The sequence below is a fragment of the Subtercola vilae genome (genome assembly GCF_004923255.1).
In the GTDB taxonomy this organism is placed as follows: Bacteria; Actinomycetota; Actinomycetes; order Actinomycetales; family Microbacteriaceae; genus Subtercola; species Subtercola vilae.
In genome coordinates this window covers 1-20,036 of sequence record NZ_QYRT01000028.1, presented here as the reverse complement: position 1 = coordinate 20,036, position 20,036 = coordinate 1, and the positions used below count along the sequence as shown (strand labels likewise).

Here is a 20,036-nt window from a genome sequence, read left to right as displayed (position 1 = left end):
GGGGCGATCAGAGCCCCCACGAGGCCGCTAGCTGGTCGCCGTGGTTGAGGCGGCGGTCAGGTCGTAGAGGGTGGTTCCGTCGACGGAGGTGGCGGTGAAGTTCGCGGCCACCCAGCTCGCGATCTGGGAGGAGATGGAGCTGCCGCCGTTCGAGGTTCCGATGTTGCCAGAGGAGATGAAGTAGTGGATCTTGCCCGCAGCCACATCGGCCGTGAACCCTGCGAGGGTGGGTGAGGGGTCGCTGCCGTTGAAGCCGCCGATGGGCATGACGGCCGCCTGGGTGGCGAGCTGGTAGCTGGCGGCGTTCTGGGAGCCGATGGCCGCGGCCGCCCAGGTGTAGCTGGAAGCATTGGCCTTCAGCAGTGCGCTGACCTGGGTGCTGACCGTGGCTCCGCCGAGCAGGCCTCCGCCGCCGCCGCCACCGCCGCGGGTGCCGGTGGGGGTGCCGGTGCCGGTACCGCCGGGCGTTCCCGTGCCCGTACCGCCCGTACCCATACCGCCCGTCGTGCCCGTACCCGTACCAGCTCCGGTGCCGGTACCGGTACCGCCGCCGAGCTGGCCGAAGCCGCCCTGCGGAGCGGTACCCGCACCACCGGCACCGCCGGTTCCGGCCGTGCCGCCGCCAGCCGTGCGCCGGCCACCGGCGAAGTTGCCGGCCCCGCCGCGGGCACCGAACGCTCCGCCGCCGAACGAGGTTGACGATGCGACAGTGGGGCCCGCCGTGACGATCGAGCCGGTGTGTCCGACCGAGATGGTTTCGAGGGTGTACGCGGTGGGCGCCAGGAGCACCGCTGTGAGGGTGACGACGATGGTCGTGATTCGTAGAGCGCGAACCGTGAACCGGAAGACCAGCAGAACGGCGGCCACGACACCGAGGATGACGACGGCGAACTTGAGCCAGGGCATCCATTCGGCCGCCCGCGTCAGCAGCGAGTAGGCCCAGAAGACGGTGACGAGTACGAGCGCGGCCGAGACGAGGCGGGCCCAGAGATGGCGGCGGGTGTTGAAGAGGAGAACGGCGCCGGCTCCGACGACGCCCGCGATGGCAGGTGCGAGAGCGACCGTGTAATAGGCGTGGAAGATTCCGGCCATGAAACTGAACAGCAGCCCGGTCACCACCAGCCAGCCACCGAACATGACGAGGGTGGCGCGGCGCGCATCCGTTCGCTTCTGGCGACGCAGGAGCACAAACGAGATGACGAGCAGGGCGAGGGCTGCCGGGATGAGCCAGGCGATCTGGCCGCCGAATTCGCCATCGAACAGGCGGGTGAAGCCGGTGGCCCCCCATTGGCCGCCGGTCGTGGCGCCGCCGCCAGCGCCGCCGGTGACGCTGCCGGTTTCGGCGCCGGTGAGGCGACCAAAGCCGTTGTAGCCGAAGGTCAGTTCGAGGAAGTCGTTGTTCTGCGAACCGCCGACGTAGGGGCGCATCGACGCGGGCACGAGTTCGATGAGCGCAACCCACCAGCCTGCCGACACGATGACGGCGCCGAGCGCGGCGAACAGGTGCCCGATGCGGCGGCGAAACGGGATGGGCGCGGCCCAGGCGTAGGCGACGACGAGCGGCGGCAGGATGACGAAGGCCTGCAGTTGCTTGGTGAGAAAGCCGAAGCCGACCATGGCGCCGGCGAGCAGGAGCCAGCGCATGCGGCCGCTTTCGATGGCGCGCAGAGTGAAGTAGACCGAGGCGGTGAGCAGCAGAACGAGCAGCGCATCGGGATTGTTGAACCGGAACATCAGCGCCGCCACCGGCGTGCTGGCCATGACGGCTCCCGCGATGAGGGCGGCTCCCGGCGAGAAGTGCCGGCGCACGATGACGTAGACGAGGGCCACGGTGAGCACGCCCATCAGGGCCTCGGGCAGCAGAATCGAGAACGAGCTCAGGCCGAAGGCGCGCACCGAGAGCGCCATGATCCAGAGGCTGGCGGGCGGCTTGTCGACCGTGATCGAGTTGCCGGCGTCAGACGAGCCGAAGAGAAACGCCTCCCAGTTCTGCGAGCCGGCCTGCACGGCGGCCGAGTAGAACTCGTTGGCGTAGCCGCTGTTCGAGAGGTTCCAGAGGTAGGCGAGGGTCGTGAGAATGAGCAGGCCGAGCAGAGCCGGGCGCTCCCACACTGCGTTGGTGGCGCGGCCGCGAATGAGCGAACGGCCGAGGTTCCGGATGCGCGCGCTGAGGTCGCTCGAAGACGGGGTGCCTGTGCGGCCGGGGCTGACCGGGCGGGGAAGAGTGCTGCTGGTCATCAGGCGGCGCTCGCTTTCTGAGTGGGATGTTCGGTGGCCGAGGCAGCGGCGGGGGTGCCGTAGGTGCATTCGCGGTCGGTTGTGTGCTCAGCCGCGGGTGCCTTGAACACCCAGCGGCGCAGCAGTACGAACCGCAGGGCGGTGGCGACGAGGTTGGCAACGGTGAGCACGATCAGCTCCACCGCGGTGGGCGCGCTCGGCGCGAACAGGTTCAGGGCGAGCAGCGAGCCCGAGGTGATGACCCAGGCAAGCGCAAAGACGATCAAGCCCTGAAACTGGTGCGTGACAGCTTTTGCCGACCCGCGAATGGCGAACGTGAAACGCCGGTTCGCCCAGGTGTTGGCGATGGTTGTGATGAGCAGCGCGCTGAAGTTGGCGGCCTGAGACCCGATGAGGCCCTGGGAGAGCAGGTAGAGGAGGGCGTAGGCGATGGTGGAGCATCCGCCCACCACAGCGAACCGAACCACCTGACCGAGAAACGACGGCCGGTCGACACGCCCGATGGGCGAACGGCCGAGCTCGGCGTACACCGACTGCACGGGGATGACCCCGCGAGCGAGGTCGCGGCCCACGCGGAAGACGCCGCGCAGGTCTTGCTTCACGGTCGAGGCGATTTCGACGCGGGAGTCGAGGTCGTCGATCCAGTCGACGGGAACCTCGTGGATTCGCAGGCCGCTGCGCTGCGCGATGACGAGCAGCTCGGTGTCGAAGAACCAGGCGTCGTCTTGCACGAGTGGAAGGAGCGCGGCGGCAACATCGGCACGAATGGCTTTGAAACCGCACTGCGCGTCAGAGAAGTTGGCGCCCAGCATGCCGTGCAGCAGCACGTTGTAGCTGCGGGAGATGAACTCGCGCTTACCGCCGCGCACCACGCGCGACGAGCGGGAGAGCCGGGTGCCGATGGCTACGTCGGAGTGCCCCGACAGCAGCGGAGCGACCAGGGGCGGCAGGGCGGCGAGATCAGTTGACAGGTCGACGTCGACATACGCGAGCACGTGTGCGGTCGACGAGCCCCACGCCATCTTGAGTGCATGGCCTCGACCCTTGCGCTTCGTATGGATGACACGCACGGCGGAAATCTCTGCAGCCAGCCGGTCGGCGATCTCGGGGGTCGCATCGACGCTGGCGTTGTCAGCGATGGTGATCTGCCAGGCCACCGACATCGATTCGGTGAGATAGGCAGCCAGGCGTCTGACGCAGGACTCGAGCGCGTTCTGCTCGTTGTACACGGGCACCACGACGTCCAGGGCGAGGGAGGAGTCATGCGAGGTCATGCAGAGATACTCTCCCGCCAGACTCAGCGGGTTCTGGTCTTTGCCTATGACCCAGCTATGACAATTTCAGGTTCCGTTTTTCTCTGGAATCTTGTATTGTGTGGTCAGACCATATGGTCAGACCACAGTTTTTCTTCTTCGACGGCGAAAGGATGCACGGGGTGGGCGATTTCGTGAGGCCGAGCGGTGCGGGGCGGGGTGCCGCGGGGGTCGCATCGTCGACCCGCGCATGGGAAGACGTGCTCGCCCACATCGAGGCGCAACTCATTTCGGGCGCCCTCGTGCCGGGCGATCACCTGCCGCCCGAGCGAACGCTGTCGGCCGAGCTGGGGGTGGGCCGGTCATCGGTTCGCGAAGCCCTTCGCGTGCTCGAGGTGCTTGGCCTGTTGCGCACGCAGACCGGGTCGGGGCCCGGCTCGGGCGCCATCATCATCGCCAGGCCGTCGGGTGGAATGTCGTCGTTGATCAGGCTTCAGGTTGCGGCGCAGGGGTTTCGTGTCGACGACGTGGTGAGCACCCGGCTGATTCTCGAGACGGCCGTCGCGGGGCAACTCGCTGCGCTCGCCCAGCCCGATCTGTCGGCGGCCCGTGAACTGCTCGACGCTATGGAGGTATCGGGAAACGCCGAGCCCACCACGGCCGAGTTTCTCGCGCTCGACGCTCAATTTCACTATTCGCTCGCCGAGGCTGCGGGAAACGAGGTCATCGCGGCCATGATGACGGGGCTGCGCGACTCGATCGAAAGCTATGCGCTGGCGGGGGCATCCCATCTCGCATCGTGGCAGGCCACCTCGAGCCGATTGAAACGCGAGCACCGCGCCATCGTCGCCGCCATCGAGGCGGGCGACCCTGCCGTCGCCCGGGCCACCGTCGACGACCACATTTCGCAGTACTACGCCGAGGCCGGTTTCGGCACGGCACCCCTCACCCCACGTCTCACCCCGCCTCTCACCCCGAAAGGACTCACTCATGGTTGACCGTCGAATTCCGAAGGTGCGCGACCTCGCACCCCTGATGCACTTCAAGGCCCCCGACCTGAACGCGAAGCGGCGTCGCCTCGAATCGGCACTGACCATTGCCGACCTGCGCGACATCGCGAAACGCCGAACCCCGAAAGCTGCCTTCGACTACACCGAGGGCGCGGCCGAGGGCGAGATCAGCCTCGCGCGGGCCCGCCAGGCGTTCGAAGACATTCAGTTCAACCCGTCGATTCTGCGTGACGTGTCGAAGGTCACCACGGGCTGGGATGTTCTGGGTGCTCCGGTCTCGATGCCGTTCGGTATCGCGCCCACCGGGTTCACGCGCATGATGCAGACCGAGGGTGAGATAGCGGGGGCTGGCGCGGCCGCTGCGGCGGGCATCCCGTTCTCGCTGTCGACAATGGGTACCTCGGCGATCGAAGACGTCAAGGCTGCGAACCCGAATGGTCGCAACTGGTTTCAGCTGTACATGTGGAAAGACCGCGACCGCTCGATGGCTCTGGTTGAGAGGGCAGCCGCGGCTGGATTCGACACCCTGCTCGTGACGGTCGATGTTCCTGTGGCGGGGGCGCGGTTGCGCGACAAGCGCAACGGATTCTCGATTCCGCCGCAGCTCACGGCCGGCACCATCATCAACGCGCTGCCGCGGCCCGAATGGTGGGTCAACTTTCTCACCACCGAGCCACTGGCCTTCGCGTCGCTCGACCGCTGGTCGGGAACCGTCGGCGAGCTGCTCGACTCGATGTTCGACCCCACCGTGACGTTCGATGACCTGGCCTGGATCAAGGCGCAGTGGCCCGGCAAGATCGTGGTGAAGGGTGTGCAGAACATCGCAGACGCTCGCCGCCTCGCCGACCTGGGCGTCGACGGAATCGTGCTCTCGAACCACGGCGGCCGCCAGCTCGACCGAGCACCGATTCCCTTTCACCTGCTGCCCGAAGTTGTTCGCGAGGTGGGCACGGAGTACGAGGTTCACCTCGACACGGGCATCATGTCGGGTGCCGACATCGTGGCGGCTGTGGCGCTCGGGGCGCGGTTCACACTCGTGGGGCGTGCGTACCTCTACGGGCTCATGGCGGGTGGACGTGAGGGTGTCGACCGCATGATTCAGATTCTCGGCGACCAGATCGTGCGCACCATGCGGCTGCTCGGCGTCAACTCGCTCGAAGAGCTCACGCCCGAGCACGTGACGCAGCTCGAGCGACTCATCCCGCGGGCGCGGGCGACCTCGGCGCCGGTGCACATCGGGTAGCACTTTCTTTTCTCCTTTATTCGATTTTCTCTCACTACTGTAATGTGAGCGTTAGTCATTTAGAGTGAAGGTGCCACGGTGCCTCGCCAGAACATTTGGGAGTCGCAGTGGATTGTCTTGCCAGTACCGGGTTGCCGGTCGTTTCGTGGATCGTCGTCGGAGTGGTGCTCGTCGCCGCCGGGGTCGGGGTGTGGTTTGCGCTCCGCAAACACAAGCGCGGCGCTTCGGCGCTGGGGCTCGTGCTGCTGCTCGCGGGCGGCGGGGCGCTGATCAGCACGGCGGGGGCTCCCCCGGCGCAGGCGGCGGCGCACTCGGCTTCGTGCGCTGAGCGGCCTGTCGCCGGGGCGGTATCGACGTCGACGCCCGGGTCGGGTGGAGGCGCGGGCGCGGGCGCCGCTACACCGACGCCATCGGGGAGCCCTACCGTCTCGCCGATTCCCACGCCCACCCCGACGTTGACACCCCCACCTACGACCACGGCACCGCCCGCACCGTTGATCGACCTCACTCCGACCGCCGAGGTCGAACCGAGCATCCTGCCGAACGACACCCCCACAGCGGTGAACTACATCGTCACCGTGAAGAACGTGCTGAGCGACCCGAGCACCGGCCCGGTTGAGATCACCGTTGTCATTCCCGTCGAGAGCAGCGGGCCTGTCTCCTTCGGCGGTGGCGGATGGGCCCTCGACTCGACGAGGTCAGCCCCCGATAAGGTTTTCTTCACCTATTCCAGTCAAATTGCGGGCGGCGCCTCCTCGCAACCCCTCACTGTGCAGTTTCCGGACATCACTCTTGCGGGAGCTCCTGTTGCGATCACGACCACCATCGACGCGGGCTCCGGCGGTGACACCAACCCCGCCAACAACTCGGCGAGCGCCATCATCCGCCTCTTTGTGTAATTCACGACGGTGAGTTGAGCGTTCGGCACCGGATGCCCGAGCACGCGTTCTTCGGTGGCCACCGCCGCAGCGGAATGGGGGATACCACCTCCGGCTGATGCTCACGATAACGAGGCTAATATTCGATTTTCTCTCACTACTGTAATGTGAGTGTTAGTCATTTAGGGTGAAGGTGCCACGGTGCCTCGCCAGAACATTTGGGAGTCGCAGTGGATTGTCTTGCCAGTACCGGTTTGCCGGTCGTTTCGTGGATCGTCGTCGGGGTGGTACTCGTCGCCGCCGGGGTCGGGGTGTGGTTTGCGCTCCGCAAACACAAGCGCGGCGCTTCGGCGCTCGGGCTCGTGCTGCTACTCGCGGGCGGCGGGGCGCTGATCAGCACGGCGGGGGCTCCCCCCGCGCAGGCGGCGGCGCACTCGGCTTCGTGCGCTGAGCGGCCGGTCACCGGGGCAGTATCGACGTCGACAACCGGTTCGGGTGGGGGCACGGGGTCTGGGGCGGGCACAAACACGGGAACTCCAACGCCGTCCGGCGGTGCGACGGCCACGCCGACTCCCACACCCACAGTGACATCCACCCCGACCGAGCCACCCCTTCCGCTGATCGACCTCACTCCGACCGCCGAGGTCGAACCGAGCATCCTGCCGAACGACACCCCCACAGCGGTGAACTACATCGTCACCGTGAAGAACGTGCTGAGCGACCCGAGCACCGGTACCACTGCGGTCTTCGTTGACAGGCCCAGCGAGAGCCTGAAGGGAGCAGTCACCTATGCCGGCGCTGGTTGGACACTCGACACCACCTCACCCACTTTCCTCTACTTCATCTATGCCACCCCCATCGCTGGAGGCGCTTCTTCTCAGCCGCTAACGGTTCAGTTTCAGCAGATCACCCTCGCAGGCGCCCCTGTGACCATCGGAACCACAATTCCGACGGGCTCCGGCGGCGACACCAACCCCACCAACAACTCGGCGAGCGCCGTCATCCGCCTCTTCGTGTAGTTCACGACGGTGGGAGGGTGAAGCGCGAACCGTGCACAACCACTCCCGGAGGAACTCCGCAGCGGCGCGGTCAGTGTCGTGCAGGCGCGAGCGGCGGGCGTCAGTGCGCAGCGGCTTCGGCGCGCCGATATCGTGACTCCGCTTCGCGGGGTTCGGGCCAGGGAGAGGCCAGCGGGCATCCGGAGTCGCTGCGAGGCCCTTCGGCAGCGGATGCCCGAGCACCCGTTCTGCTGTGGGCCCCGCCGCAGCGGTGTGGGGTGTACCGCTTCTGGCTGATGCTCACGAGAACGAAGCCCTGTTCGTGGGCTCGCGTCACCCGTACCGCGCCCTGACCGCGCGGGGAGTACGAGGGCGACGGGCATCGCACATCGGCCACGCAGTGGCGCCACGCAGCGCACGAGACCACCACGAAGCGCACGTCGAACTCGGATGGCCGAGCAGCTCACGCCCGATCGACCGGGCGGAGGCGATCGACTTGCCCCAGACCGTCGCCACGCAAGGCGCACAACGACAGACTCGGGAAAGTCGACGAGCCCATCGGGTCAGGCGACGGGCGCGAGCGGGTCAGGCGACGGGCGCGAGCGGCGCAGCCGCCGCGAGCTCCGCGAGCACCGCCGCGAGCTGGTCGACCGCGAAGTCGAGGTCGGCCGGCGTGACCGTGAGCGGCGGCGCCAGCCGGATGGTCGACCCGTGCGTGTCTTTCGCCAGAACCCCGCGCACCATGAGCCGCTCGCAGACCTCGCGCCCCGAAGCGAGCGCGGGATCGATGTCGATGCCGGCCCAGAGCCCCGCGGTGCGCACGGCGACGACCCCGTGGCCGAGAAGCGCCGTGAGGCGCGCTGCCAGGTGCGCGCCCAGGGCATCCGCTCGCTCCTGGTACTCGCCGGTGGCGAGCAGCTTCACGACAGCGAGGCCCACCGCAGCGGCGAGCGGGTTGCCGCCAAAGGTGGAGCCGTGCTCGCCCGGGCGCAGAACACCCAGAACATCGGCGTTGCCGACGACGGCGGAGACAGGAACGATACCCCCGCCGAGCGCCTTGCCGAGCAGGTACAGGTCGGGCACGACACCCACCCGGTCGCACGCGAAGGTGCTGCCGGTGCGGCCGAGCCCCGACTGGATCTCGTCGGCGATCATCAGCACGTTCGCCGCCGTGCAGATCTCCCGCACGGCTGGCAGGTACGACGCGGGCGGCACGATGATGCCCGCCTCGCCTTGGATGGGCTCAAGCAGCACGGCGACGGTGTTCTCGTCAATCGCAGAAGCAAGAGCAGCCGCGTCACCGTACGGCACCGAACGGAACCCGGGCGTGAACGGCCCGAACCCGTCGCGCGCCGAAGCGTCGTCGGAGAAACTCACGATGGAGATCGTGCGGCCGTGAAAGTTTCCGTCGGCCACGATGATGTTGGCGAGGCCATCGGGCACGCCCTTCACGCGGTACCCCCACGCGCGTGCGACCTTGAGCCCCGACTCGACGGCCTCGGCCCCCGTGTTCATCGGTAGCACCATGTCTTTGCCGGCGAGGGCGGCGAGCGCCTCGACGAACGGGCCGAGCTGGTCGTTGTGAAAGGCCCGCGACGTGAGCGTGATGCGCCCCAGCTGGGCACGCGCGGCGCCCAGCAGCACGGGGTTCGAGTGCCCGAAGTTCACGGCCGAGTACGCGGCGAGGCAGTCGAGGTAGCGCTGCCCGTCGACGCCCGTGACCCACGCGCCCTCGCCCGACTCGACCACGATGGGCAGCGGGTGGTAGTTATGGGCGGCGTGCGCCTCTTCGCGCGCGATGGCCTGCTCGGTGAGCGAGCCGGCACCGGATGCCGCACCCTCGCCACTCGCGCTCCGACCCGCACCATCGAGCGTCGCAGCGGCGTTCCCCTGCACCCCGCCCGCCCCGCTCATCGGCGCAGCTCCAGCGTGCAGCACTTCACTCCGCCGCCGCCGAGCAGTAGCTCAGACAGGTCGACGCCGATGGGGTTGTACCCGCGCTCCCGGAGCTGCGCCTCGAAGCCGGTGGCGCGGGAGGCGATGACCACGTTGTATCCGTCGCTGATCGAGTTGAGGCCCAGTACGGCAGCATCGGCCTCGCTGACCAGAATGGCTTCGGGGTAGCGCCGCTCGAGTTCGGCGCGACTGGGGGCGTCGAAAGCGCTCGGGAGGTAGGCGATGGTCGCAGCATCCGGAGCCTCGTCGGCCGACTGGTTCAACACCGCAATGGCCGTGTCGAGGTGGTAGAAGTTCGGGTTGACCAGGTTCAGCGTGACGACCTCGCGGTCGTAGAGCCGCGCAACCTCTTCGTGGGAGTTGGATGCGCTGCGAAAGCCTGTGCCCGCCAGAATGGTGTCGCCGACGAGCATGAAGTCGCCTTCGCCCTCGTTGATGTTCTGGGGCTCGGCCACCGTGAAACCGGCGTCGGCGAACCAGCGCATGTACGCGGGGCCCTCGGGCTGGCGCTCGGGATGGGTGAAGCTGGCGCCGTAGGCGAGGTTGTCGATGACGAAACCGCCGTTGGCCGAGTACACCATGTCGGGCAGTCCGTCGATCTGATCGATGAGTTCGACGGTGTGGCCGAGGGCGATGTAGGTGTCGTAGAGCGTCTGCCACTGACGGAGGGCGAGGGAAGTGTCGGTGGGGATGGCCGGATCCATCCACGGGTTGATCTTGTACGTGACGGTGAAGAAGTCGGGGCGGCACATGAGGTAGGTGTGCGGGGCCGCGCGGCGCAGGGGCGGAGTCACGGGTGTGGCCAGGGTGACGGGGTCGTGCTGGGCAGCGGGGGTGACGGGCGCGGGGGTGACGGGCGCGGTGGTTAGTGGGGTAGACACGGGCATCCTCCGAGAAGAGTGGATGGCGGACGTTGTCCGAGAGGCTCCGAGGAGCACGCCAGGCCTCCAGTGTGGCACGCACTTAATGTCAACAGGTGGGCGTCGTGCGCTCGAAAGCGGCGCAAATCTACACCCCGTGCAATAAAAGTGCGTAAGCTCGTTCGAATGGATAACCTCGACTTTCGAATCATCGACCTCCTGAAGCTCAACGCGCGCACCGGTTACGGCGACATCGGCCAGGTCATCGGGCTCTCGGCATCGGCGGTCAAGCGCCGCATCGACCGGCTGATCGCCGACGGAATCATTCGCGGGTTCACCGTTCTGCTCGACACCTCGCTCGACGGAAAAGTGACCGAAGCCTACGTCGAACTGTTCTGCCGCGGCACCGTCGCCCCTGCCGAACTGAAGCGCATCCTCTCGGGCGTTCCAGAGGTCGTCGACGCCGGAACCGTGACCGGCAGCGCAGATGCCATTGTGCACATGCGTTCGAGAGACATTCCGAGCCTCGAGCTGGCACTTGAGCGAGTGCGCATCGCTCCGAACGTCGACCACACCCGCAGCGCCATCGTGCTGTCGAACCTCATCAAAAGGTAGCTGGTGGCTGGCGAGAGTGGGGCTGGCGGGGGTGCCGGCGGAGGCGCGGAGGCCATCAGCGCGAGCACCACGGGGGTTTCGAGTTGGGCGATGGATGCACGGTCAGCGGCGACCGCATCCGATCAGTTGCGCGTGCTGGTGCTCACCGACGTTCGAAGTGGCACTCTCGCACCGGGTGCTGCCCTGCCGCCCGTTCGGCGGCTCGCCGAACAACTTGGCCTCGCGCCGAACACCGTGGCGAAGGTCTACCGCGAGCTGGAACGCGACGGCGTGCTCGTCACGCGCGGGCGCGGGGGCACATCCGTTGCGCCCACCGGCGACGGGCCTCAGCGCCAGGCGCAGGTGGCGGCGCTCGAGTACGCGCGGCGCGTGCGCGAGCTGGGGCTCGGCGACGACGCGGCGCTGGCGACGATCGCCGAGGCGCTGCGCGCGGTCTGACGCGCTGCACCCCACGTGTGCTGCCTCCCCACAGCGAGCCGCCGTACCCGGCCCGCGGGCGCGCGGCTAGAGCAGGCCGTCGGCGAGACGCGCCAACGTGGCAGCGCGGTGCGCAGCGACGGTCACCGTCTGCTGCCGCAGGAACGGCAGCAGCTCGACGCGACCCGCGAGCGTGGCGGGCCCCGAGTAGACGGCCACGTCGGGGCTACCGCCGAGCGCGTCGGCCAGGGCGCGAGGGTCGCCCCCGAGCATCCGGATTCTCGGCGCACCGTCACCAACGACCGCCGCCCGTTGCAGCCACGTGGAGTCGTCTTCAACGAAGACCCGCACGTGCCGCTCCTTCAGCAGCGCGCGGAGCGGCCGGGGCAGCTTGAACGCAGTGCTCAGCGCGAGCGGCGATCCGGCGCGGGTCGCGGCGGCGAGCAAGCGCACCAGGTCGCGCAACTGCTCACCCTCAGAAACCCTGATCACCACGGCGACGGGGCGGTACCGCAGCACGCTCATCTCGAGCACGGTGAGCGATCGGTCACGCGGAGCGAATCGCTGCTGCCAGGCCTGTTCGTCGCTCACGGCGGCGCGGCGCACAGCGTCGAACTCGCGCCAGTCGAGCCCTGCCGTGGCCGCGGTGAGCAGCTCAGCGACGCTGGTCTCGAGGCCGGCAAGGCTGAGTTCCGAGCTGGCGACACCCTCCTCGGGCTGCCACGCTACGAGGCTCGCAACGAAGTCGGGGCCGCCAGCAGGGGCAGCTGGGCCGATGGATGCCCGGTTCCAACCCCCGACCGGCTGCCGATGCAGCACGGCTCCGGCCATTCCCCGGTTCACGTTCAGAGTGCCGGCCGACACCTGCGCCACCCACTGCCGCACCTCGAGCGCATCGAGCGAGTGCAGCCTGCCCGTGAGCCCGCCCGCGCTGGAGTTCTGCAACTCGATCGCTTCGGTGAGAGTGGCAACGTGCACGAGGCCCAGCACGGGAACCGGATGCTCGGCGCGCTGAAACTCGGAGCCCGCAGCCACTCCTGTGCGCACGCCCGGCGACCACAGTGCGCCGTCGGTGTCGAGCTGGCGCGGCTCGACGAGCCAGTGCTCGCCGGGGCCAAGGGTGGTGAGCGCCTGCAGCACCGCACCCGTCGCCGCAGCGACGAGTGGCCCGACCTGCGTTGCGGGGTCATCAGCGGTACCCACCCGCAGCGAGGTGACGGCGTCGACGAGTTGGCGGCGAAAACGGGCCGACTTCGCAACCGACCCCACCAGGATCACCGTGTGCACGGCCGAGCGTGCCTGGCCGGCGTGGTCGAACGCGCTCGCCACGATGTCGGCCACCGCATGGTCGAGGTCGGCGCTGGGCGTGACGACGATGATGTTCGCGGAGCCCGTTGCCGCGCCCGTTGTGACGCCCGCTGTAGCACCCGTTGCGTCGCCGGTCGCAGGGCCCATTCCGGCGCCCGTACCGGATGCTGCAGCATCACCCCTTGCGACGGCGCCATCGATCTCACCTCCGAACCGAAGATCGTGGCGCCCCGAGCGCAGCAGCACGGCCAGTTCGTGCGAGCCCGAGAACAGCACGCGATCGACCGCCGGATGCGTGGCGAGCGCACGCTCGAGCACGTATTCGTCGCGACCGAAGTCGAAGTCGAAGTCGAAGAGCGTGACGAGTTCGCGCCGGATGCCCGCCTCCCAGAGCGCCTCGACGAGCACAGTTGCCGAACGAAGGGCTTCGGGTGCCGGGCTCACGATGACTGCCGCACCTGCAGCGAGGGCGCCCAGAACATTTGCGGCCAGGAGCGATACGGCGGGCTGCGCCGAGGCGAGCACGACGAGAAGGCGCGGCGAGACGAACCGCGCACCGTCGACACGCCCGACCTCGTCAGCCTGCGCGGAAGAGAGGCGGGCAGCGTCTACGGCCTCGCTGACCTCGAGGTCGGCCTCGCCGATCGTGGCGCCAACCTCGGACGCGAGCACTTCGACGAGCCGGTCGCGGTTCGCCTCGAGCGCGAGCGCGCCGCGGCGCACGGCGGCTGCACGAACGGCGGGCGGTTCGGCGCCCCACGACGCGCCCGCCTCGGCCGCGTTGTCGAGCAGCTCGTCGAGTGCCCCGGTGGTGATCGAGATGGTGTCGACGGCTGTGATGGATGCCCCGCCGGAGCCCAGCGTCGAGTCGGGAACCCGGCTCAGCAGGTGCGCCGCCCACTCCCGGTTCGCGGCCAGCGCCGGGTCGGTGTTCGGCGTGGTATTGAGTGCGCCAACAGAGGTACGCGGCAACGAACCAGCCGCACGCGCAGCAAGATCGTCGGGCCGCAGGCGATTCTGCGTTCGGTTCGGTCGGGCCTCGCTCAGCGTCGAAGACAGCGCCCCCGAAGCCGACTCCACCGCCGACTCCCCCGGGCCCGCCTCACTCAGCTCCTCCGCCGACGCGAGTTCCCGCACCGAGGCAAGAAACCGCTTCTGCTCCCGATCGAACAGCGCGTCGCCCGCCCCGAGCTCGAGCGCTGCCGGGAGAAACCCTTCGCCCGCCAGCATCCCGCCGAGCTGCCCCACCACGTGAGCGACCGCCGCGTCGAACTCCCGCGGATGCACCACCGGCACGTAGAGCGTCAGACCGCCGACGTGCCGCGCCACCACCTGCGCGTGCGCCGCCGCCAGCGAGGCCACAGCTGAGAGCATCTCGACGTGCACCCACTCAGTGACCCCCCGCCGCTCGGCGAGCAACCAGGCGAAAGCGATGTCGAACAGGTTGTGGGTTGCGATGCCGATGCGGAGGGCATCCAGCCTCGCAGGCGTCAACGCCCAGTCGAGCAGCCGCTTGAAGTTCGTGTCAGTCTGAAGCGCACTGTCGAAGGTCGCCAGCGGCCAGTTCTGGATGCCCGCCTCGGCGACCTCGCCCGCCAGGTTCGCCCCTTTCACCAACCGCACGGTGATCGGCGCCCCGCCTCGCTCGACGCGCGCGGCGCTGAAGCGCTGCAGGCCCTGCAGCACCCCGAGCGCCTCGGGAAGGTATGCCTGCAGCACGATTGCGGCCTCGAGCCTCAGAAACTCGGGCCGGCCGAGCACCCGTTCGAACACGGCAATGGTGAGATCGAGATCGCAGTACTGCTCGATGTCGAGGGTGATCAGCGTGGCGCGCCGGTCGGAGCCTGCAGCGGGCAACGCCGCCCGGTACAGCGGAACCAGCGCGTGTGCGACGCGTTCGACCGTCTCATCGAAGGCCCACAGCGAGACGTTCGCGGCGACCGACCGCACTGACAGCGAGACGGCATCGACGTCGTCGCGCTGCACGAGCGCGAGGATGCCCTCGAGCCGGGCCGCGGCCGCGGCATCGCCCAGAACGGGGTCGCCGAGAAGGGTGAGCGTGAGGCGGGATCCGTCGGCGGTGAGCTCTGCGATGGAGTCGGCGAGCTTCGACGGGGTGGCATCGATGACGAGGTGTCCGAGGGCCTGGCGTAGCGCCCGCTTCGCCAGCGGAACGACGGCCCAGGGCAGGGCTTGCCCCACGGTTCCGCCGGCGCGGAGGGCCGAACGCAGCGGCGCCGGCAGCGCATCGGGCGCCAGTTCGGCGAGCTTCTCGAGGTTCGCGGCCGCCACGGCCAGGTCGTCGGGACGCATGACGCCGTCGACGAAGTCGAGCGCGAACGCGAGGGTCTCGGGTGCGGCCAGGGCGGCGGCCAGACGGGCTTCGGAAGGGTCGGGCGGCAGCTGAGCGCTTTCGCGCAGCCACTCGCGCACCAGCAGGGCCGCTTCGTCGGCGAGCCCCGGGAGGCCGGCCGGCGCGCCGGGCACTTCGGCGCTGCCGGGCTCGACCTGCTCGACCCCAGCCTCAGCCTGCGCCTCGTCGAGCTCCGCTGCCCCGGGGTTCTCCGCGTGTTCGATCATGCTCTGACACTAACCCGCAGACCGGCCGCCACGGCCTAGTGCCAGCGGTGATCCTGAATGGTGGCGCGCGGCGCGAACCGCGGCTTCGGAACACCGCTTGCCAGAATGAGCCGCACCACCCGCTGCCGGTGCCCCCGCCACGGCTCGAGCAGCTCGAGCATGCCCGCGTCATCGACCGGTTCGCCGATGAGCACCCACCCCACATGGGCTGCAAGATGGTAGTCGCCGACACTGACGGCATCAGGATGCCCGTGCGAGCGCTGGCTCGTCTCCGCCGCCGTCCACGGGCCGATGCCGCTCACGGTCTGCAGCTTCTCGAGCACGCCCGCCACCGAACGGCCGGCGGCCGCGAGACGGTCGAGCCCGGAGGCGACCGCTGCCGCCGCCATGATGGCCCGCGAACGTTCGGGGCCGACCCCCGCCCGGTGCCACTCCCACGACGGGATCAGCTGCCAGCCGCGCACGCTCGGCTGTACGCGCATGCCCTCGGGCGCGGGCCCCGGAGGCACCTCGCCGTACTTCGCCACGAGGTACCGCCACGCCCTGCGCGCCTCGACTGTGGTGATCTTCTGCTCGAGGATGGTGGGCACCAGGGTCTCGAAGACGAGCGAGGTGCAGGTGAGCCACAGGGCCGGGTGGCGCCGCCGCACCTCGGCGAGGGGTGGCACGGCGCTGAGGTCGAGCCCCGACCAGTCGTCTGATTTGCCGAGCAGCTCGGGCAGGGCATCCAGAGCCCATTCGGCGCCCGGGCCCCACGCGGTGGCCAGAACGTCAGCCCCGCGACTCTCGACGTGCAGCGTGACCGGGCCGAGAGGGGTGCGGGAGACCCGCCAGAACCCGTTCGGGGTGAAGCGCATGGTGGGTTCGGTGACCCCACGCAGCAGCGGGCCGACGGTCTGGCGGAGGTTCACCGGGTGCGCGGGCGTGTACACCGTGCTGAGCGGTGCACGCGCGGGCGCGGCGACGGAGCGGCCTGTGGCAAGCCGTACGCCCGTCTGCCGTGTGGCGTTGAGCTGTGCATCCATCGTGCTCAGAAGACTAAGTCGTTCGTCTGACACTCGCGAACCGACAGGCCTATGCTCGGGGCATGAACAGCGAACCCGCCACCCTCACGGCCGACGTCGTCATCGTCGGCGGCGGCCACAACGGCCTCGTCGCGGCGGCCTACCTCGCCCGCGCCGGGCTCGCCGTGACGGTGCTCGAACGCCTGCCAGAGCTCGGCGGGGCGGCCGTCTCGGCGAGCCCGTTCGAGGGGGTGGATGCCCGGCTCTCGCGCTACTCCTACCTTGTGAGCCTTCTTCCGCAGCAGATCATCACCGAACTCGGGCTCGACCTCACCCTGGTGCGGCGCCGCTACTCGTCGTACACGCCGGTGCCGCGCGGAACCGCCGGTCTCCCCGGCGACGGCGACCTGCGCGCCACCGCCGGCCTCCTCATCGACACGGCCGACCCCGATGCCACCCGCGCCTCGTTCGCCGCCATCGGGGGCGCCGCCGACGCCGACCCCTTCACCGACTTCTACGAGCACACTCGCCGCCTCGCCGAGGTGGTCTGGCCCACCCTCACCGGCCCCCTGCCCCGCCGCAGCGACCTTCGCGAACGCCTCGCCGCCGACCATCTCTGGCACTCCATGATCGAGCGACCCATCGGCGAGGTCATCGAGCGCCACCTCGCGAACGACGTCGTGCGCGGGGTCGTACTGACCGACGCCCTCATTGGAACCTTCGCCCGCGCCCACGACGCCGACCTCGCCCAGAACATCTGCTTTCTCTACCATCTCATCGGCGGCGGCACCGGCGACTGGGATGTACCCGTGGGCGGCATGGGAGCCGTCACCACCGCACTCGCCACCGCCGCCCGCTCGGCCGGCGCCACCCTCGTGACCGGTGCCGACGTGACGGCCGTGTCGCCCACCGGTGAGGTCACCTACGCTCTGGATGCCCGCCCGCACACCCTCCGCGCCGACACCGTGCTGGCGAACGTCTCGCCCACCGAGCTGGCGCGGCTGCTCTCCGCCGCGAGTGGTTCACCCGGCACGCCCGCGGGTGCGGCCGCCCCCGAAGGCGCCCAGGCCAAGGTCAACCTCATGCTCACCCGCCTGCCCGCCCTGCGCGACCCCTCCCTCTCACCCGAGGCCGCGTTCGGCGGTACCTTCCACATCAACGAGACCTACAGCCAACTCGATGCGGCCTACCTCTCTGCCGCCAGTGGCGCCCTCCCCCGGCCGCTGCCGGCTGAGATCTACTGCCACTCACTGGCCGACCCGAGCATCCTCTCGCCCGAACTGCGCGCTGCCGGCGCCCACACCCTCACTGTCTTCGCCCTTCACGTGCCGCACCGCCTCGTCACCGAGGAGACCAACGACGCGTTTCGCGACGAAGTTCAGGCGGCCGTGCTCGCCTCGCTGAACAGCGTTCTGGCTGAACCCATCGAAGACTGCCTGATGCTGGATGCCCGGGGGCGACCCTGCATCGAAACCAAGACCACCCTCGACCTCGAGCACGCGCTGCGCCTGCCCGGCGGAAACATCTTCCACGGCACCCTCAGCTGGCCCTTCGCCGACGACGACGAGCCGCTCGACACCCCCGCCCAGCGGTGGGGTGTGGCGACGGAGCACGAGCGGATCCTGCTGTGCGGTTCAGGCTCACGCCGAGGAGGAGCAGTGAGTGGCCTCGGCGGCCACAGCGCGGCGATGGCCGTGATCGAACGAGTGACGGCCGCCGCGCAAGCCCAGGGCAGCGGGCAAGGAGAGCCGGGCATCCACCATTAGTCTGACTGCGTGACCATCACCGACAACGCTGTTTACGTCGACGGCAGACGCACTGCCGAACCAAAGAACCTCGACGAGACCTTCGAGGTCATGCGCGCCAACCAGGGCGTGGCCTGGATCGATATGAACCGGCCCGACAAAGCCGAACTACAGGCCGTCGCCGACGAGCTGAGCCTGCACCACCTCGCCGTGACCGATGCCCTCACCGGCCACCAGCGCGCCAAACTCGAGCGCTACGGTGAGACGCTGTTCATCGTTCTGCGCCCCGCGAAGTACCTCGACGACGTCGAAAAAGTGCAGTTCGGTGAAGTGCACCTCTTTCTCGGACCCGACTTCGTGGTCTCGGTGAACCACTTCGACTTCCCCGACATCGACGCAGTTCGGCGCCGGCTCGAGGCGCACCCCGACCTGCTCGCCGAGGGCACCCACACGATTCTCTACGGCATCCTCGATCTCATCGTCGACGACTATGCCCCCGTACTCTCGGGCCTCGAAAACGACATCGACGAGATCGAAGACCAGATCTTCAGCGGCGACCGCGACGTCTCCCGCCGCATCTACGACCTGCTGCGCGAAGTCATCTCGTTTCAGCGCGCCACCACCCCCCTCGAAGACATGATCAGCCGCCTCGTCGAAGGCCTCAGCGCCGACGGCGACCTCGAAATCAAACGCCACTTTCGTGACGTGCTCGACCATGTCATCCGGCTCACAGAGCGGGCTGATTCGTATCGTTCGCTTCTCGAAAACGGCCTCACGGTTCACTCGACGCTCATCGCGCAGAAACAGAACGACGAGATGACGCGAATGACCGAGACGAGCCTCGCCCAGGGCGAGCAGGTGAAGAAGATCTCGTCGTGGGCTGCGGTGCTGTTTGCTCCCACACTGGTGGCAGCGATCTACGGGATGAACTTCACAAACATGCCCGAACTGAAGTGGTTTCTCGGGTACCCGTTTGCGTTGGCGTTGATGCTCGGATCGGGCGTGGCGCTGTACTTCGCGTTCAAGAAGCGCGGTTGGCTCTAGGGGCGAAAAAGTTTTTTGAGATTCTTTTCTGGTGGGGGTCGTTATGGGCCTGATTTGTTGAGTGAATGTCAGTGGTTGGTGGTTGACTTGGGTCATGAATGAATCGCCCACCACTTCGCCTGCTGCTGACGGGGCTGCCTTTGATGAGGTGGTTGGTGTTGTGGCGGGGTGGTGTGGGGCTGCCGCGCCCTTCGGGCTTGCCGATGAAGCATTGTTGTCGCGGATCGCAGATGCGGAGAAGCTGGGCCGGTTAGTGGACGGGTTGCGTGTGCGGTTGGCGGGGGAGGTGGCTGAGAGGTCCCGGGCGGAGTTGGGGGATGGGTCGCTGTCTCGGGCACAGAATTTCACGACGGTACCGAAGCTGGTGGCGGCGGTGACGGGTGGGGCAGGGCATACCGCGAGCAGCTGGCTGAAGCTCGGTAAGAGTGTCAGGTCGGGGGTGTCGATCAATGGGGTGGTGATCCCGTCGAACTTCCCGCACGTCGAGCAGGGCCTGACGGATGGCAGTTTGGGTGTGGATGCGGCGGCGCAGATCGTTCGTAACCTGACCGACGTCGCAGCCCAGTTGGGGTTCACCCAGGAGATCCGTGACGCCGAAAAAGCGTTGGTCGACGCTGCACGGAACATCTCGGGTGGGTTCCGGTACTCCGCGGACGATATCGGTTTGCTGGCGTCGCGGGTGCGGGCGCATCTTGACCCTGACGGTGTGGAACCCACTGACCGGGTGTTGCAGTCGAAACGGTATGTGAGGTTCACGGCTCAGGGTGATGGGATGACCAAAATGATCGCCCTCCTCCCACCCCTGCAAGCAGGCAGTTTGCGGGCGTTGTTGGAAGCGTTGCAGTCCCCGAGGGTGCGCCCCCAGTTCGAAACCGACACTCCTGCTG

At 68.3% G+C, this 20,036-nt stretch carries 15 protein-coding genes; 9 read left to right on the top strand and 6 right to left on the bottom strand.

Going from position 1 to position 20,036, the window contains the following annotated elements:
- Positions 1-27: 27 nt before the first annotated feature.
- Together D4765_RS13335 and D4765_RS13330 are read right to left on the bottom strand one after the other, a co-directional pair.
- The gene (locus tag D4765_RS13335; protein WP_136642795.1) at positions 28-2,238 is read right to left on the bottom strand and encodes a glycosyltransferase family 39 protein; all 2,211 of its coding nucleotides are present in this window, start codon (positions 2,236-2,238) and stop codon (positions 28-30) included.
- Positions 2,238-3,512 (bottom strand): bifunctional glycosyltransferase family 2/GtrA family protein, encoded by a 1,275-nt coding sequence (locus tag D4765_RS13330; protein ID WP_136642794.1) that lies wholly within the window; start codon positions 3,510-3,512, stop codon positions 2,238-2,240. Before D4765_RS13330 ends, D4765_RS13335 begins: the two co-directional genes overlap by 1 nt.
- Before the next feature lie 161 nt (positions 3,513-3,673).
- Between D4765_RS13330 and D4765_RS13325 the strand changes: the two genes are divergently transcribed.
- The 4 genes from D4765_RS13325 to D4765_RS13310 all read left to right on the top strand — a co-directional run bounded on the left by D4765_RS13325 (position 3,674) and on the right by D4765_RS13310 (position 7,641).
- Positions 3,674-4,489: a FadR/GntR family transcriptional regulator gene (locus D4765_RS13325; protein WP_237280430.1), complete on the top strand. Its 816-nt coding sequence runs from the start codon at positions 3,674-3,676 to the stop codon at positions 4,487-4,489.
- On the top strand, positions 4,482-5,744 hold the full coding sequence (locus D4765_RS13320) for an alpha-hydroxy acid oxidase (protein ID WP_136642793.1): 1,263 nt from the start codon (positions 4,482-4,484) through the stop codon (positions 5,742-5,744). Before D4765_RS13325 ends, D4765_RS13320 begins: the two co-directional genes overlap by 8 nt.
- A gap of 107 nt (positions 5,745-5,851) precedes the next feature.
- A complete protein-coding gene (locus D4765_RS13315; RefSeq protein WP_136642792.1) occupies positions 5,852-6,643 on the top strand; it encodes a hypothetical protein in 792 nt (263 codons plus the stop codon).
- Between the two features lie 233 nt (positions 6,644-6,876).
- A complete protein-coding gene (locus tag D4765_RS13310; protein ID WP_161580445.1) occupies positions 6,877-7,641 on the top strand; it encodes a hypothetical protein in 765 nt (254 codons plus the stop codon).
- Positions 7,642-8,205: 564 nt separating this feature from the next.
- On the opposite strand, the gene rocD is transcribed toward D4765_RS13310, so the two are convergent.
- Positions 8,206-9,534, bottom strand: a complete 1,329-nt coding sequence (gene rocD / locus D4765_RS13305; RefSeq protein ID WP_136642790.1) for an ornithine--oxo-acid transaminase — start codon at positions 9,532-9,534, stop codon at positions 8,206-8,208.
- Positions 9,531-10,382 carry a dimethylargininase gene (gene ddaH / locus D4765_RS13300; protein WP_338054636.1) on the bottom strand — a complete coding sequence of 284 codons (852 nt, stop codon included), beginning with the start codon at positions 10,380-10,382 and terminating at the stop codon, positions 9,531-9,533. The genes rocD and ddaH overlap by 4 nt, the downstream gene beginning before the upstream one ends.
- Positions 10,383-10,622: 240 nt before the next feature.
- On the opposite strand from ddaH, the gene D4765_RS13295 reads away from it, so the two are divergent.
- Both D4765_RS13295 and D4765_RS13290 read left to right on the top strand, forming a co-directional pair.
- Positions 10,623-11,051, top strand: a complete 429-nt coding sequence (locus tag D4765_RS13295) for an Lrp/AsnC family transcriptional regulator (protein WP_116281334.1) — start codon at positions 10,623-10,625, stop codon at positions 11,049-11,051.
- A 3-nt stretch (positions 11,052-11,054) separates the two neighbouring features.
- Positions 11,055-11,489 carry a GntR family transcriptional regulator gene (locus tag D4765_RS13290; RefSeq protein ID WP_237280429.1) on the top strand — a complete coding sequence of 145 codons (435 nt, stop codon included), beginning with the start codon at positions 11,055-11,057 and terminating at the stop codon, positions 11,487-11,489.
- A 66-nt stretch (positions 11,490-11,555) separates the two neighbouring features.
- Here D4765_RS13290 and D4765_RS13285 read toward each other — a convergent pair whose 3' ends face one another.
- The gene (locus D4765_RS13285) at positions 11,556-15,356 is read right to left on the bottom strand and encodes a proline dehydrogenase family protein (RefSeq protein ID WP_201799319.1); all 3,801 of its coding nucleotides are present in this window, start codon (positions 15,354-15,356) and stop codon (positions 11,556-11,558) included.
- Positions 15,357-15,391: 35 nt separating this feature from the next.
- Positions 15,392-16,381 (bottom strand): DNA-3-methyladenine glycosylase family protein, encoded by a 990-nt coding sequence (locus D4765_RS13280; RefSeq protein ID WP_237280428.1) that lies wholly within the window; start codon positions 16,379-16,381, stop codon positions 15,392-15,394.
- A gap of 62 nt (positions 16,382-16,443) precedes the next feature.
- Between D4765_RS13280 and D4765_RS13275 the strand changes: the two genes are divergently transcribed.
- The 3 genes from D4765_RS13275 to D4765_RS13265 form a co-directional block, all read left to right on the top strand.
- Positions 16,444-18,126 carry a phytoene desaturase family protein gene (locus D4765_RS13275; protein WP_136642788.1) on the top strand — a complete coding sequence of 561 codons (1,683 nt, stop codon included), beginning with the start codon at positions 16,444-16,446 and terminating at the stop codon, positions 18,124-18,126.
- Between the two features lie 9 nt (positions 18,127-18,135).
- Positions 18,136-19,149 (top strand): magnesium and cobalt transport protein CorA, encoded by a 1,014-nt coding sequence (locus D4765_RS13270; RefSeq protein WP_136642787.1) that lies wholly within the window; start codon positions 18,136-18,138, stop codon positions 19,147-19,149.
- A gap of 94 nt (positions 19,150-19,243) precedes the next feature.
- A partial coding sequence (locus D4765_RS13265; protein WP_136642786.1) for a DUF222 domain-containing protein occupies positions 19,244-20,036 on the top strand: 793 nt, incomplete at its 3' end.